Raw genomic sequence first — 14,236 nt, 5'->3', positions numbered from 1 at the left:
GTGCCCCCTAGTCCAGCAGCATGAGGGCTGTGGGAGCGTGCTCCCAGCTCTCCGCCAGGTCCTCGAACTCGGCGACGTTGTCGAGCTCGGTTCCCATCGCGATGTTGGTGACCCGCTCGAGGAAGACCTCGACCACCACCGGCACCTTGTGCTCACCGGCGAGTTCACGCGCCTTCTCGAGTGCGCCTGCGATCTCGCCGGGCTCGGTGACCCGCAGCGCCTTGCAACCCAGACCCTCGGCGACCTTGACGTGATCGACGCCGTAGCCCTTCGGGACCGCGGGCAGCACATCGTGTTCGGTGGTTTCCTGGGTGTTGATGTTGTCGAAGCCCAGCTGCACGCAGAAGTCCATGTCGAATGCGCGCTGCGCCTGCCGGATCAGTCCCAGGTAGGAGTTGTTCACCACGACGTGGATGTACGGCAGGTTGAACTGGGCGCCCACCGCCAGTTCCTCGATCATGAACTGGAAGTCGTAGTCACCGGACAGCGCCACGACGGGGGTCTCCGGCTCCGCGGCAACCACTCCGAGAGCGGCGGGGATGGTCCAGCCCAGCGGCCCGGCCTGCCCGCAGTTGATCCAGTTGCGGGCCTTGTAGACGTGCAGGAACTGGCCGCCGGCGATCTGCGAGAGCCCGATCGTGCTGACATACCGGGTGTTGCGCCCGAAGACGCGGTTCATCTCCTCGTACACCCGCTGCGGCTTGACCGGGACGTCGTCGAAGTGGGTCTTGCGCTGCATGGTCCGCTTCCGGGTGGCACAGTCCTCGACCCAGGTGCTGCGGTCCGCCAGGGTTCCGGCGGCCTTGCGCTCCTTCGCAACGGCGACGAACAGTTCGAGCGCCGCCTTGGCGTCGGAGACGATCCCGTAGTCCGGTGCGAACACGCGGCCGATCTGGGTGGGTTCGATGTCGACGTGAACGAACTTGCGCCCCTTGCGGTAGGTGTCGAGACCGCCCGTGTGCCGGTTGGCCCAGCGGTTGCCGATGCCCAGGACGAAGTCCGAGGCCAGCATGGTCGCGTTGCCGTACCGGTGGGCGGTCTGCAGACCGGCCATGCCCGCGGCGAGGCGGTGGTCGTCCGGGATGGTGCCCCAGCCCATCAGCGTCGGCACCACCGGAACGTCCAGCAGTTCCGCCAGTTCCACGAGCAGATCCGCGGCGTCGGCGTTGATGATGCCGCCGCCGGCGACGATCAGCGGGCGGTCGGCGGCCCCCAGCATGTCGAGGGCCTTCTCCGCCTGCGCCCGGGTCGCCGCCGGCTTGTACACGGGCAGCGGCTGGTAGGTGTCCGGGTCGAACTCGATCTCCGCCAGTTGCACGTCGATCGGCAGGTCGATGAGAACCGGTCCGGGCCTGCCGGACCGCATCAGGTGAAATGCCTGCGCGAACGCACCCGGAACCTGGGCGGGCTCGAGCACCGTCATCGCCATCTTCGTGACCGGACCCGCGATCGAGGCGATGTCGACGGCCTGGAAGTCTTCCTTGTGCAGGCGCGCGACCGGGGCCTGCCCGGTGATCGCGAGGATCGGGATCGAGTCCGCCATCGCCGAGTACAGGCCGGTGATCATGTCGGTCCCGGCCGGCCCGGACGTCCCGATGCAGACACCGATGTTCCCGGCCTTGGCGCGGGTGAATCCCTCGGCCATGTGGGATGCGCCCTCGACGTGGCGGGCGAGGACGTGCTTGATCCCACCGTGGTCACGCATTGCTGCGTAGAACGGGTTGATCGCCGCACCGGGGAGGCCGAAGGCCTGGGTGGCACCTTCGAGTTCCAGAATCTTGACCGCTGCATCAGCGGCGCGCATACGAGGCATATCAGTTCTCCATCGAGGATTACGAGTTGAAGCGGGTCACTGGGAGGGGCGGCCGGACAGCCGCTCCACTCCGCGCAGCAGGCCCGAATGATCCAGGCCACCATCACCGTTCGCACGGGCCGAAGCCATCAGCTGGGCGACGACGGCGCCGAGGGGTGTCACGACGCCTGCCTCACGGGCAGCGCTGGTCACGATGCCGAGGTCCTTGTGGTGCAGGTCGATACGGAATCCGGGTTCGAACGACCGGTCCAGCATCTTCTGCGCCTTCTGGTTCAGGACGGCCGATCCGGCAAGCCCGCCGCCGAGTACCTCCACGGCGGCCGCGGTGTCGACACCGTAGGCCTCGAGGAAGATGATCGCCTCCGCGAGGAGCTGGATGTTGCCGGCGACGATCAGCTGGTTCGCTGCCTTCACCGTCTGTCCGGAGCCGTTCGGGCCCACGTGGACCACGGTCTTCCCGACGACGTCGAGGATCGGCCTGGCCGACTCGAAGTCTTCCGGGGCGCCGCCGACCATGATCGACAGTGCGGCGTTGACCGCCCCGGCCTCGCCACCCGACACCGGGGCGTCGATCAGCCGGAATCCACGCTCGGCCGCCTGCGCGGCGAGTGCGGTGGTGACGTCGGGCCGGATGCTGGAGAAGTCGATGATCAGCGCGCCTGCCGGGGCGTGCTCGAAGACTCCGCCCTCACCGGCGAGTACCGCCTGTACGTCGGGCGAGTCGGGGACCATCACGGCCACGACGTCGGCGCCGGCAACGGCCTTGGCGATGGAGTCCGCTGCGGTGCCGCCGGCCTCGACGAGTGCCGCGGTGCGCTCGGGCGAGCGGTTGTATCCGACCACCTGATAGCCGGCGTTGGCGAGATGAACGGCCATGGGGCTGCCCATGATTCCGAGTCCGATGAATGCGATAGTGCTCACGAGTGTCCTCGATTCCGTCGAAAGTGGTGGTGTGTCAGTGGCCGGCGCGGGACGCGCGCTGTTCGCGGGGCAACCAGTCGAAGGTGTCCGGTCGGGTGGACTTGTACTCGAGCCCCACATATCCGCGGTAGCCGTGTCCGGCGAGCCTCTTCAGGTAGCCGTCGATGTCGAGTGTTCCGGTGCCGGGTTCTCCGCGACCGGGAGCATCCGCGATCTGCACGTGCCCGATGCGGTCCGCGTACGTGTCGATCGCGGCGCCGACGTCGTCGCCGTTGACCTCGAGGTGGTAGAGGTCCGCGAGGAGCCGGAGCGAATCGACACCGTGTTCCGCCTTCACCCGGTCGATCACGGCGATCGCGTCGGCCGCGCTCTTCAGCGGGTACGCCGGCGTGCCGCTGACCGGTTCGACGAGTACGACGGCACCGATGCGATCTGCCGCCTTGCCGGCCTGGGCGAGGTTCTCGGTGGCCGTGCCGTCTTGAATCTTCGGATCCGTCCCGTCGATACGATTACCATACAGGGCGTTGAAAGCTTTGGTGCCCAGCCGTTCTCCGATTCCGACGGTGATGTCGATGTTGTCGCGGAACGCCGAGACCTGCGCCGGGTCGGACAGCAGTCCGCGGTCCCCCGCCGGCATGTTGCCCGCCGCGAAGTTCAACCCGGTGAGCTGCACTCCGGCGTTCTCGATCGCGGCCACGAACGCGTCGACGTCGCTGTCCCGCGGCACGGCGGTGTCGAAGGGCCACCAGAATTCGACGGCGTCGAATCCGGCATCCCGGGCAGCCTGTGGGCGCTGCAGGAGTGGGACGTCGGTGAGCAGGATCGAGCAGTTCAGGGTGTAGGCCAAGGTATCCATCGGTTGTTCTTTCGCTCTCGGGGTGTTCAGGAGACTGTGGTGTTGTCGGGCTCGGGCAGGCCTCGGTAGCGTCGCCAGCCGCCGTGATCGGTGATCTCGGTGAGCTCGCCGGCCCGGCTCTCGAGGAGGCCCGGTCGCAGGCCTACCGCCAGAACCGAACGGCCGTCGGACAGTTCGATCACGGTGAGCTCGAGTTCCTCGGGCTCCTCGGGGAGGAAGTCGGTGCGAATGTCGCCGATCGGCACGTCGTAGAGTTCGCCCTCGATCGAGGCTCCCCCGGTCTCCGCCAGCAGCAGTGCGGGGAATTCGTCACGTACGGAGAAGAATCGGTACTTCGGTGCGGTCCGGACCGTGCCGAGGAACGTGTGTGCAGACACGTTGTGATGCAGGTTTCCGCCACGCATCGCTCCACCGTTGCAGAACAATTCGGCCATCTTGTCAGCTCCTTCTTCCGTAAGCAGGTGTCGCCGCTTCGGGCTTGCCTGCGAGTTCGATCGCTACCTGAAGCAGGGCTTCGCGTAGTCGTTTGGTGTTGGCGTCGAGCCCCTCGCGCACCAGGTCCTGGGTGACCGGCCACGGGGTGTCGCTGATGACGTCATGATCGGTGACCAGGGCGATGCAGGTGTAGGACATGCCCAGTTCGCGGGCCAGCGCCGCCTCGGGATACGGGGTCATGCTGATCAGGTCCCATCCCTGGGCCGCGTACCAACGTGATTCGGCGCGGGTAGAGAAGCGCGGGCCGCGGATCGCCACCATCACACCGCCGTCGTTGACCACCCAGCCGTTCCTGCGGAGCGTCGACACCACCGCTCGGCGCCCGTGGGCGCAGAACGGGTCCGCGAAGGAGATGTGGACGTCGTCGTCGTGGAAGGTGTCGTCGGTGCGGCCCGTGCGGTCGACCAGCTGGTCGGGCACGACAACCGAGCCGACGCCGATCGCCGGGCGCAGCGAGCCGGACGGGGTGGGCGCGAGGATCGTGCGCACGCCGAGGCTGTGCAGGGCCCAGATGTTGGCGCGGGCATTGATGCGGTGGGGCGGGATGTTGCGGTGTCGCCCGGTGCGGGTCAGGTACGCGAGCCGGCGGCCCCCTGACGACCCGAGGACGATGCTGTCCGACGTCGGCCCGTACGGGGTGTCGATGTCGACCTGTTCGGCGTCGTCGAGGAGTCCGTGGTATCCCCAGGTGCCGAGCACTCCGACGGTGGGCTGGGTGTCAGGCATGGTGGTTCACCGTTCCTTCCGAGGCCCCGTTCGCGGTCAGCGCTTCGGGCCTCTCGATCGCCGGCCGTGCCGAGGCGTCCTGGAGGTGTTCGTGCCCGGGGTGCGGGTGGACGGTGACGTCGTCCGGGTCGTCGGGCGTGACCTTCCCGTCGAGAACCGCTCGCATCTTGTCCTTGTCGAGCATGCCCTCCCAGTTCGCGACCACGAACGTCGCGAGGCAGTTACCGAGCAGGTTCGTGAATACGCGCATGGAGTCCATGAGCCGGTCGGCGCCGAGCAGCAACGCGACGGCGGCCACGGGGAACGCGCCGATCGCGGCAGCGGTCGCGGACAGGGCGACGAAGGCCGACCCCGGCACACCCGCCATTCCCTTGGAGCTGAGAATGAGGATGCCCATGATCGCGAGCTGCTCGCCGAAGCCGAGGTCCACCCCGACCGCCTGCGCCAGGAACATCATCGCCAGCGACAGGTAGATCGCGGCGCCGTCGAGGTTGAACGAGTAGCCGGTAGGGATCACCAGACCGACGACCGCGCGGTCGCATCCCGCGTTGTCCAACTTCTTGATGATGCGGGGCATGACCGCCTCGGACGATCCGGTGCCCAGGGCGAGCATGAATTCTTCGCGGCAGTACTTGATGAACTTCCACGCGTTCACTCCGGTGATCAGCTTGACCACGATCGACAGCACGACGATGAAGACCAGTGCCGCTCCGTAGCACGCGAGGATGAGCATTCCGAAGGATTTGAGGGAGCCGGCTCCGTAGTTGCCGACGGTGAATGCCATCGCACCGAACGCACCGAGAGGTGCCAGGTACATGATGTAGCCGACGATGCGGAAGATGACGTGCAGCGTCTGGTCGATCACATCCATCAGGATCGGCGGAGCCGATTCACTGAAGGACGCCAGCGCGACACCGAACAGGATCGCGAACAGCAGCACCTGCAGCAGGTTGTTCTGCGCGAACGCATCGAACACGCTGGTCGGGATGATGTGCATGACGAACTCGACGCCACCCGGCAGGTGGCCGCCCTGCGTCTTCTCGTCCAGGGCGCTGGTGTCCAGCGTGGCTGGGTCGATGTTGAGCCCGCTACCCGGCTTGACGAGGTTTCCGACGAGCAGGCCGAGCCCGAGCGCGAAGGTCGTCGCGGCCGTGAACCAGAGCAGCGCCTTGCCGCCGATCTTGCCGAGCGCCTTCATGCTGCCGACCTTGGCGATGCCGGTGACGATCACCAGGAAGATCAGCGGGGACACGACCATCTTGATCAGCTTGATGAAGCCCTCACCCAGTGGCGCCAGGTGATGGGAAAACTCCGGAAACAGGATTCCGGTGGCGATGCCCAGGGCGATTCCGATCAGGACCTGGACGAAAAGTGATCTGTACCAACGCTGCTTTGTGGGTTTCGCAGCGATTTCGACGTCAGACACGGGGCCCTCCCTCGGGGCTTGGCGTTTCCATAATATGGAAGTTGTATTTCGTATCTCGATATAGTGAACGCCGTCACACCGCGTTTTGTCAACCGATGTAGCGAAGGAATCGTCGCGATCCGCCACTCCCGCGCTATCGTCATACGGAGCGCCCTTTCCGCCTGACGGAAAGAATGTGGGGGCTTTCGGGCAGTCAGAGGATGGAGACAGACATGACGAACGGTCAGAGTCCGGCCGGCGGAGTGCAGTCGGTCGAGCGCGCATTCGACATACTCGAGATCATGGCGAGCGCCGGCGGGTCCATCGGGGTCAGCGAACTCGCCGACCTGGCCGGACTCCCCCTCCCGACCATCCACCGGCTCATCCGCACCCTGATGAACCGCGGATACGTGCGGCAGCTACCCACCCGGCGGTACGCGCTCGGGCCCAAGCTCATCCGCCTCGGCGAGAGCGCCACCCAGCTGATCGGCGCCTGGTCGCGACCGCACCTGTCCGAACTGGTGCGAGGCACCGGCGAGACCGCGAACATGGCCGTCCTCGACGGCACCATGGCCGTCTACGTCGCGCAGGTGCCGTCCGAGCACGCGATGCGCATGTTCACCGAGGTCGGCCGACGCGTCTACCCGCACTGCACCGGCGTCGGCAAGGCCATCCTCATGCAACTCTCGAATGACGCCGTGCGCTCACTGGTCCGCCGGACCGGAATGACGACGTACACCGAGAACTCCCTGACCGACCCCGACATGTTGATCGCCGATCTCGAATTGAGCAGAAATCGCGGGTTCGCGATCGACGAGGGCGAGCAGGAGATCGGCGTCCGGTGCTTCTCGGTGCCGGTGCCGAACGCTCCGACCCCCACCGCCATTTCCGTCTCGGGGCCTGCGGCCCGCGTCACCCTCGAGTCGGCGGACCACATCGTGCCGCTGCTCAAGCGCGTGGCGAAGGAACTCGGCACCGAGTTCGACAAGAACGCCGCGCTCTGATCGGAACCCCACCTCAGCGGTACGCGGATTCGACCATCGGTTCGGTCGCGATGACCTGCCCGTCGCCACCGACGATGGTCAGCGCCGTCGGCGTCACACGATATTGGGTGCCGTTGCCCGCGTTGGTGGCGACGAACCCGGACCCGTTCGGAACGGGGTCGTCGACGGAAATGGCGGCACCGTCGCTGATGCGTACGCCCTGGTAGTAGTACCGTCCGACCCCCGTCTGGCAGACGACGACGAGTGATTTCGTGGTGCGCCCGATGAACGCCGCCGGGTTGGTGTGGTTGCAGCGCGCGTCCGCGGGCGACATGAAGCCCTGCCCGTCCGCGCCGGACACCTCCCCGACCAGCGGCGGCGCCGCCACCGTCGTTCGCGTGGTCGTCGTCCTCGTGGTCGCGGACGGAATTGTCGGAGGCGGAGCGGGTGCCGCGGACTCGGTCGACGTCCGCACGACGGGTGGTTGCGCAATGGTGGTGACCGCGGCTGTCGACGGGTCGTCCGATCGGTTTCGGTCCAGGACCAGCCAGCCGACCACCCCTCCCAGCGCAAGGACCGCCACCACCAGCAGCGTCACCATCACGGGCACGGCGGTGGATCGCCTCTTCTGCGGAGGCGGACCAGCCGCGTAGCTCGAACGCGGCGGCGGGCGGTGCGGGGGCGGAGCGAGCGGGCCTTGCGGAACGCTGGTCGACGGGTACTCCGGTGGCCGTCCGACACTGTCGATCCGGGTCGGTGCATGCAGGCCCGCGACCTCGGTCCGGGCAGGCGGCCGCCCCGACAGCGCGGCGCGCGCGGCGGCGGCCAGTGCGCCCGCGGTGCGATAGCGCGCATCGCGACTCTTGGCGAGACCCGTCGCGACGACGCCGTCGAACGCGGCAGGGATGTCGGGCCGGACGGCGCTCGGTCGCGGGGCGGGAGCCGCCAGGTGCGCCCGGATCGCGCTGCTGATGCTGTTCGACGGGAACGGGATCGCCCCGGTCAGGCACTCGTGCAGCACACACGCCAGCGAGTAGACATCGGCCCGACCGTCCACCGGGGCGTTGTCGAATCGCTCCGGCGCCATGTACGCGTAGGAGCCGACAGCGCTGCCGAGCGTGGTGAGCCGGAGGTCCGAACTCGAGTGGGCGATTCCGAAGTCCACGAGGTAGGCGAAATCGTTGGCAGTGACCAGGATGTTCTCGGGCTTCACGTCCCGGTGGACCAAGCCGTCCGCGTGTGCAGCGTCGAGGGCGGACGCGATTTGCTCCACGATGACGACTGCTCGCGACGCGTCCATCGGGCCCTGCGAACGCAGCAACGACCGCAGATCCTGGCCCGGAACGAGGCGCATGTCGATGTAGAGGACGCCGTCGATCTCGCCCCAGTCGTGGATTGGGATTACGTGCGGCTCCTGCAACCTCGCCGCGACGTGTGATTCGCGGCGGAAACGCTGCTGAAAGGTCGCGTCGTTCGCCAGTTCCAGGTCGAGGAGTTTCACGGCCACGGTGCGCCCCTTGACCGTGTCGAACGCTTCGTAGACCTCGCCCATCCCGCCGCGTCCCAGCAGCGCGCGCAGTTGGTACTGCCCGAACTGCGTGCCGACCCGCGACCCTGCCGCCATTCTTCCGTTCCCCTCGACGACCGCGTGTGCGGCACGGACCTCCCGACCGGAGCTGATTCTTCCCCATCGCGGCGGGATGCGACACCGTCGGCGGGGCGGCGGGCGCCAGGGCCGGTATCAACAAAGGTTGACGGATTCGCGTCATCAACTTAAGTTGATACCGTGAGTGACGATCCGAACCCGGCAACCGCTTTCGCTGCCGTCGTCGCGCTGCGGCGTCAGGCCGATCAGCTCGAGCGTGACGCCGTCGCACACGCACTGTCCGCCGGCTGGACCTGGGCGGACATCGGCCACGCTCTCGGCGTCTCGGGTCAGGCGGCGCACAAACGCCTCGGTCCCGGACGATCCTCCGACAAGAAGACGAGGGGCACACGATGAAATTCACCCGGGCATGGCGCGACATGCGGACGATGAAGACGCTGTTCTCCGAAACGGAAGCAGAGGCCGACCGGCTGGGCGACCGGGAACCGGGTCTCGAGCACCTGCTGCTCGCATCGTTCGCGCTGCAGGACGGTACGGCAACCCGAGTATTCGAGCGTCTCGGATCGAACCGGGACGCACTGCGCGAGGCGGTCATTCGCGTGCACGGGGAAGCCCTCGCGGCGGCAGGCATGACGGACGCGGGCGTCGCCACCAGCGCACTGAGCCGCCCCCGCACCGGACCGCTGCGGCTGACCGAACCGGCCCAGGCCGCGTTCCGCAATGCGGTGGCTCTCGCGAAGTCGGAACGGAGACCGATCGTCGGAGCCGACCTCGTCGCAGCCGTCGCCACCATCACGCACGGCACCACGGCGCGGGCACTGGAATTGCTGGAACTCGTCCGGTCCGACGTCGTCGACGCCGCCCGCGCCGAGCCGGCACCGTGAGCGGACGGCCCAGGCCCGGCAGTCGCCGCCTGCGCGGATAGGCTCGACACGTGGTTCTTCCCAGCTCGACTTCTGTGTCCCCTGCAGATGTTCTCGGTTCCATGCGGGACGTCATCGACGGTCCGCTGCCCGACATCGCCGTCCGCTTCTCCAAGTTCCTCGCCGACATCTGGCCGCACACCGCGCTCGTGATCTTCACCCGGGAATGCACGGGACGTCCCCGCAAGGTCAGCGGAGATCCGTCGGTGGTCGAGCGCGTCACCATCGCCGAACTGGACGCGTTGCGCACCCGCATGACGGAAGGCACTCCTTTCGACGACCAGACCGTGATTGCCGGCGCGAAGCGGAAGGTGTGGGCGCTGCTGGACGCGACGGGGACCCTCCTCCTCGTTCTCCCGAAGCCGCGGCAGCGCATTCGTGAGGTCCCGCTGGTAGCCGGCGCGTTCGGCGTCGTCGCCGTGTCGATCCGGCACCAGGTGGCGCAGGCGAGCCCGGCGTACCTGGCGGAGTCGCGGGCGGCGTCGAGCGAACGGGCCAGGACCATCGTGGAGCTGACGGACCTGCACGCGGCGACGCTCGAATCGATCCTGTCGACTCTCCGGTCCAAGGACCTCGACGACCGTCGGTCGCGGATCACGGCGAGCGAGACGGCGTCCTCGGCGCTGGTGACCCTGCGCTCCGCGGGCGAATCCGACCGCAACCTCGCGGAGGAAGCGGTCACCACCGCGTTCGCCCGGCTGCAGGGCGAATTGCGGCCGCTGCTCCAGCACCGTCCCGTGCGCGTCGACTACGTCGATCCGCCGGTGGACGGCCGGGCGTTGCCCGGCGAAGTGGCCAGTGCGGCGCGGGCCGTCGTCCGGAGCGCCGTCCTGGCATTCGCGGCGCAGGCCGCCCTCGAGCGAATCCGCATCGCCTGGGACTGTGACGGCGCGAACCTCCTGGTCGAGGTCCGCGACGACGGCGACGGCGGTCTCGACACCGACGCGCTGGTGCGGCAATTGTCCGGCCGGGTGCACACGCTCGGTGGCCGGATCGACGTCGAGTCGGTCGACGGGTGGGGGTCCCGGGTGGCCGTCGCGATCCCCCTCGACGTACCGGTGGCGCGACCGGACGAACAGCAACTCGGCGACCTCAACCCCCGCGAACTCGAGGTCCTGGGTCACCTCGCGACCGGCAAGCGGAACAAGGCGATCGCCGACAGCCTCGGCATCAGCGAGAGCACGGTCAAATTCCATGTCGCGGGTGTGCTGAAGAAGCTCGGGGTGGCGTCCCGAGGTGAGGCGGGCGCGATCGCCCTCGAGGCGGGCATCCGCGCCGACACCACCGGCAGGCACGCATGAGCGTCGCGACGCCGCCGATCGGGCGCTGACCCCCGCACGTGAGTGGCAAAGTATGCGGGCGCACGCTTTGCCACTCACGTCAGGTGATGCGGTCCGGGTGGGTGTAGATGTTCATGGTGGTGCCGCGGAGGAACCCGATGAGGGTGAGCCCGGTGTCGTGGGCGAGGTCGATCGCCAGCGACGAGGGTGCGGACACGGCGGCGAGGATCGGGATGCCGGCCATCACCGCTTTCTGCGCCAGTTCGAACGACGCCCGGCCGGACACGAGCAGGATGCTCCCCCGCAGCGGAACCCGGTTCTGTTCGGTGGCCCAGCCGATCAGCTTGTCGACGGCATTGTGCCGTCCCACGTCCTCCTTGATCGCGAGCAGTTCCCCGGTGCGGGTGAACAATCCGGCCGCGTGCAGGCCTCCGGTGGTCTCGAACACCCGCTGCGCGGCCCGCAGCCGGTCGGGCAACTCCGCGATCGTCGCGGCCGGCACCCGCACCGTGTCGGTGGCCGGTGAGTGCTTCGTCCGCTGCCGGATCGCGTCCAGCGACGCCTTCCCGCACACCCCGCACGACGAGGTGGTGTAGAAGTTGCGTTCGATACCGGTGTCGGGCAGGAACACCCCGGCCGCGAGGTCCACGTCGAGGACGTTGTAGGTGTTGACACCGTTGTCGTCGACGCTGTTGCAGTAGCGGATCGACGCGATGTCCGCGCGGTCGGCGATGATGCCCTCGGTCAGCAGAAACCCCTGCGCCAGTTCGACATCGGAACCGGGGGTGCGCATGGTGACCGCCAGCGGTGTCCCGTTCACCCGGATCTCGAGCGGCTCCTCCACCACCACGGTGTCCGGTCGGGTGGACTGCCGGGTGTCGGTGATCCGGGTGACCGGGGTCCGGGTGGTCACACGCCCCATCAGAGACGCCGTTCGAGACGGATCGTGATCGCCTTCGACACCGGGGTGTTCGACGTGCGGGCCACGTGATCGAGCGGGATCAGCGCATTCGTCTCCGGGTAGTAGGCGGCGACATTACCCCGCGGCGTCGGGTACTGCACCAGCCGGAAGTCGTCGGCGCGGCGCTCCTGCACCGTCCCGTCGGGGGTGGTCCATTCGGAGACCAGGTCCACCCGGTCCCCGTCCGCGTACCCGAACGCGGCGATGTCCTCGGGCGCGATGAACAGCACCCGCCGACCGCCCTTCACGCCGCGGTAGCGGTCGTCGAGACCGTAGATGGTGGTGTTGTACTGATCATGCGACCGCATCGTCTGCAGGATGAGCTTCCCCTGCGGGACCGGCAGCCAGCACAGCTCGTTGACCGTGAAATTGGCCTTCCCCGTGTCCGTCACGAACCGGCGCTCGTCGCGGGGTGGATGCGGCAACCCGAACCCATCCGGTTGACGGACCTTGCGGTTGAAGTCCTCGAACCCGGGAACGACCCGGGCGATGGAATCCCGGATGCGGTCGTAGTCGGCGGTGAATTCCGACCACGGCACCGAATGGTCGGGACCGAACAGGGCCTGCGCGATCCCACACACGATGGCGACCTCACTGCGCAACTGGTCACTCGCGGGTGTGAGGCTGCCGCGGGACAGGTGCACCATCGACATCGAATCCTCCACCGTGACCTGCTGTTTCTTACCGGACCGCACGTCCTTGTCGGTGCGGCCCAGCGAGGGCAGGATCAGCGCGGTCCGCCCCGTCACCAGGTGCGAGCGGTTCAGTTTCGTCGACACCTGCACGGTCAGCGCGCACCCCCGCAACGCGGCCTCGGTGGTCTCGGTGTCCGGGGTGGCGGAGACGAAGTTGCCGCCCATCCCGAGGAACACCGACGCCTTCCCGTCCCGCATCGCCCGGATCGAGTCGACCGCGTCCAGACCGTGCTCGCGCGGCGAGCGGATGCCGAATTCGGCGTCGAGGGCGGCCAGGAACGACTCGGGCATCTTCTCCCAGATCCCCATCGTCCGGTCGCCCTGGACGTTGGAGTGGCCGCGCACCGGGCACACCCCGGCCCCGGGCTTGCCGATCATCCCCTGCAACAGCAGCAGGTTCACCGCGTCCTGGATGGTCGCGACCCCGTGCGTCTGCTGCGTCAACCCCATCGCCCAGCAGATGATGGTCTTCTTCGAGGAAATCAGCGCGTCCGCCGTCTGCTGGATCTGCGCGAGCGTCAGCCCGGTCGCCGCCGCCACCGTGCCCAGATCGACCTTCCGCAGATGCGCCGCACACTCCTCGAACCCGGCAGTGTGCCGGTCGATGAACTCCCGGTCCAGCACCGTCCCGGGATTGCGGTCCTCCGCCTCGAGCAGCAAACGGCCCAAACCCTGAAACAGGGCCTGGTCGCCGCCGATCCGGATCTGCAGGAACTCGTCTGCGATCTGCACACCGTCACCGACGACCCCGTGCACCTTCTGCGGGTCCTTGAACCGCATCAACCCCGCCTCCGGCAACGGGTTGATCGCGATCACCTTCGCCCCGTTGGCTTTCGCCTTCTCCAGGGTCGAGAGCATCCGCGGGTGATTGGTGCCCGGGTTCTGCCCGGCGATCAGGATCAGGTCCGCGTTCTCGAGGTCGGGAACCGACACCGACCCCTTCCCGATCCCGATCGTCTCCACCAGCGCACTGCCCGACGACTCGTGGCACATGTTCGAGCAGTCCGGCAGGTTGTTGGTTCCGAACGCCCGGATCATCAACTGGTACACGAACGCCGCCTCATTGCTGGTGCGCCCGGACGTGTAGAACACCGCCTCGTGCGGCGACGCCAACGCCCGCAACTCCCCGGCGATCATCGCGAACGCCGCGTCCCAGCCGATCGGCTCGTAGTGCGACGACCCCGGCAGCAGCACCATCGGATGCGTCAACCGGCCCTGCTGCCCCAACCAGAACTCGGTCCGACCCAGCAGATCCGACACCGCATGCGCCGCGAAGAACTCCGGGCCGACCTTGCGGGTGGTCGCCTCCTCCGCGACCGCCTTCGCACCGTTCTCACAGAACTCCGCATGCTTGCGGTGCCCCGGAGTCTCCGGCCACGCACACCCCGGACAGTCGAACCCGTCCCGCTGATTCAACTTCATCAACGTCCGGGCCGTGCGCACCGGTCCCATCTGCTCGAGCCCACGACGCAACGACACCAACACCGCAGGAACACCTGCCGCATAGGATTTCTCGTGCGTGACGACGACATCGTCCTCGTCGAAGGTGTACCTGTCGGTGGTGTCGGTCAT

The 14,236-nt window shown here is 67.7% G+C and carries 13 protein-coding genes; 4 read left to right on the top strand and 9 right to left on the bottom strand.

Features of this window, described 5'->3' with window-relative positions:
- Window positions 1–7: 7 nt before the first annotated feature.
- The 6 genes from gcl to dctA are packed head-to-tail and all read right to left on the bottom strand — an operon-like array spanning window position 8 to window position 6,237.
- Window positions 8–1,813 carry a glyoxylate carboligase gene (gene gcl / locus JVH1_RS24295; protein WP_009475266.1) on the bottom strand — a complete coding sequence of 602 codons (1,806 nt, stop codon included), beginning with the start codon at window positions 1,811–1,813 and terminating at the stop codon, window positions 8–10.
- A gap of 36 nt (window positions 1,814–1,849) precedes the next feature.
- Window positions 1,850–2,734, bottom strand: a complete 885-nt coding sequence (locus JVH1_RS24290) for a 2-hydroxy-3-oxopropionate reductase (RefSeq protein WP_009475267.1) — start codon at window positions 2,732–2,734, stop codon at window positions 1,850–1,852.
- 34 nt (window positions 2,735–2,768) lie between these two features.
- Window positions 2,769–3,590: a hydroxypyruvate isomerase family protein gene (locus JVH1_RS24285; RefSeq protein WP_009475268.1), complete on the bottom strand. Its 822-nt coding sequence runs from the start codon at window positions 3,588–3,590 to the stop codon at window positions 2,769–2,771.
- 26 nt (window positions 3,591–3,616) lie between these two features.
- Window positions 3,617–4,024 carry a gamma-glutamylcyclotransferase gene (locus tag JVH1_RS24280; protein WP_009475269.1) on the bottom strand — a complete coding sequence of 136 codons (408 nt, stop codon included), beginning with the start codon at window positions 4,022–4,024 and terminating at the stop codon, window positions 3,617–3,619.
- 4 nt (window positions 4,025–4,028) lie between these two features.
- A complete protein-coding gene (locus JVH1_RS24275; RefSeq protein WP_009475270.1) occupies window positions 4,029–4,811 on the bottom strand; it encodes an MTAP family purine nucleoside phosphorylase in 783 nt (260 codons plus the stop codon).
- Window positions 4,804–6,237 carry a C4-dicarboxylate transporter DctA gene (dctA, locus tag JVH1_RS24270; RefSeq protein WP_009475271.1) on the bottom strand — a complete coding sequence of 478 codons (1,434 nt, stop codon included), beginning with the start codon at window positions 6,235–6,237 and terminating at the stop codon, window positions 4,804–4,806. Before dctA ends, JVH1_RS24275 begins: the two co-directional genes overlap by 8 nt.
- Before the next feature lie 212 nt (window positions 6,238–6,449).
- On the opposite strand from dctA, the gene JVH1_RS24265 reads away from it, so the two are divergent.
- On the top strand, window positions 6,450–7,220 hold the full coding sequence (locus JVH1_RS24265) for an IclR family transcriptional regulator (RefSeq protein ID WP_009475272.1): 771 nt from the start codon (window positions 6,450–6,452) through the stop codon (window positions 7,218–7,220).
- Between the two features lie 13 nt (window positions 7,221–7,233).
- Here JVH1_RS24265 and JVH1_RS24260 read toward each other — a convergent pair whose 3' ends face one another.
- Window positions 7,234–8,823: a serine/threonine-protein kinase gene (locus tag JVH1_RS24260; RefSeq protein ID WP_009475273.1), complete on the bottom strand. Its 1,590-nt coding sequence runs from the start codon at window positions 8,821–8,823 to the stop codon at window positions 7,234–7,236.
- A gap of 162 nt (window positions 8,824–8,985) precedes the next feature.
- Between JVH1_RS24260 and JVH1_RS24255 the strand changes: the two genes are divergently transcribed.
- The 3 genes from JVH1_RS24255 (at window position 8,986) to JVH1_RS24245 (ending at window position 11,029) form a co-directional block, all read left to right on the top strand.
- Complete coding sequence (locus tag JVH1_RS24255; RefSeq protein WP_009475274.1) at window positions 8,986–9,201, top strand: hypothetical protein; 216 nt, start codon at window positions 8,986–8,988, stop codon at window positions 9,199–9,201.
- Window positions 9,198–9,689, top strand: a complete 492-nt coding sequence (locus JVH1_RS24250; RefSeq protein ID WP_009475275.1) for a Clp protease N-terminal domain-containing protein — start codon at window positions 9,198–9,200, stop codon at window positions 9,687–9,689. Before JVH1_RS24255 ends, JVH1_RS24250 begins: the two co-directional genes overlap by 4 nt.
- Before the next feature lie 101 nt (window positions 9,690–9,790).
- Window positions 9,791–11,029 (top strand): LuxR C-terminal-related transcriptional regulator, encoded by a 1,239-nt coding sequence (locus JVH1_RS24245; RefSeq protein ID WP_007301542.1) that lies wholly within the window; start codon window positions 9,791–9,793, stop codon window positions 11,027–11,029.
- A gap of 79 nt (window positions 11,030–11,108) precedes the next feature.
- Here the strand turns inward: JVH1_RS24245 and fdhD are convergent, their stop codons facing one another.
- A complete protein-coding gene (gene fdhD / locus JVH1_RS24240; RefSeq protein WP_011595295.1) occupies window positions 11,109–11,930 on the bottom strand; it encodes a formate dehydrogenase accessory sulfurtransferase FdhD in 822 nt (273 codons plus the stop codon).
- Window positions 11,930–14,236: an FdhF/YdeP family oxidoreductase gene (locus JVH1_RS24235; RefSeq protein WP_009475278.1), complete on the bottom strand. Its 2,307-nt coding sequence runs from the start codon at window positions 14,234–14,236 to the stop codon at window positions 11,930–11,932. The genes fdhD and JVH1_RS24235 overlap by 1 nt, the downstream gene beginning before the upstream one ends.

The organism is Rhodococcus sp. JVH1 (genome assembly GCF_000280725.2).
GTDB lineage: Bacteria > Actinomycetota > Actinomycetes > Mycobacteriales > Mycobacteriaceae > Rhodococcus_F > Rhodococcus_F jostii_A.
Note: the sequence above shows the minus strand (reverse complement) of the source record. Positions and strands in the feature narration are given on the sequence as shown.

Coding starts and splice junctions, on each gene's coding strand:
- JVH1_RS24285 (WP_009475268.1), bottom strand. CDS start 3,590: ATGGATACCTTGGCCTACACCCTGAACTGCTCGATCCTGCTCACCGAC.
- JVH1_RS24275 (WP_009475270.1), bottom strand. CDS start 4,811: ATGCCTGACACCCAGCCCACCGTCGGAGTGCTCGGCACCTGGGGATAC.
- JVH1_RS24280 (WP_009475269.1), bottom strand. CDS start 4,024: ATGGCCGAATTGTTCTGCAACGGTGGAGCGATGCGTGGCGGAAACCTG.
- JVH1_RS24265 (WP_009475272.1), top strand. CDS start 6,450: ATGACGAACGGTCAGAGTCCGGCCGGCGGAGTGCAGTCGGTCGAGCGC.
- JVH1_RS24245 (WP_007301542.1), top strand. CDS start 9,791: ATGCGGGACGTCATCGACGGTCCGCTGCCCGACATCGCCGTCCGCTTC.
- JVH1_RS24250 (WP_009475275.1), top strand. CDS start 9,198: ATGAAATTCACCCGGGCATGGCGCGACATGCGGACGATGAAGACGCTG.
- JVH1_RS24235 (WP_009475278.1), bottom strand. CDS start 14,236: ATGACCGACACCACCGACAGGTACACCTTCGACGAGGACGATGTCGTC.
- fdhD (WP_011595295.1), bottom strand. CDS start 11,930: ATGGGGCGTGTGACCACCCGGACCCCGGTCACCCGGATCACCGACACC.
- JVH1_RS24260 (WP_009475273.1), bottom strand. CDS start 8,823: ATGGCGGCAGGGTCGCGGGTCGGCACGCAGTTCGGGCAGTACCAACTG.
- gcl (WP_009475266.1), bottom strand. CDS start 1,813: ATGCCTCGTATGCGCGCCGCTGATGCAGCGGTCAAGATTCTGGAACTC.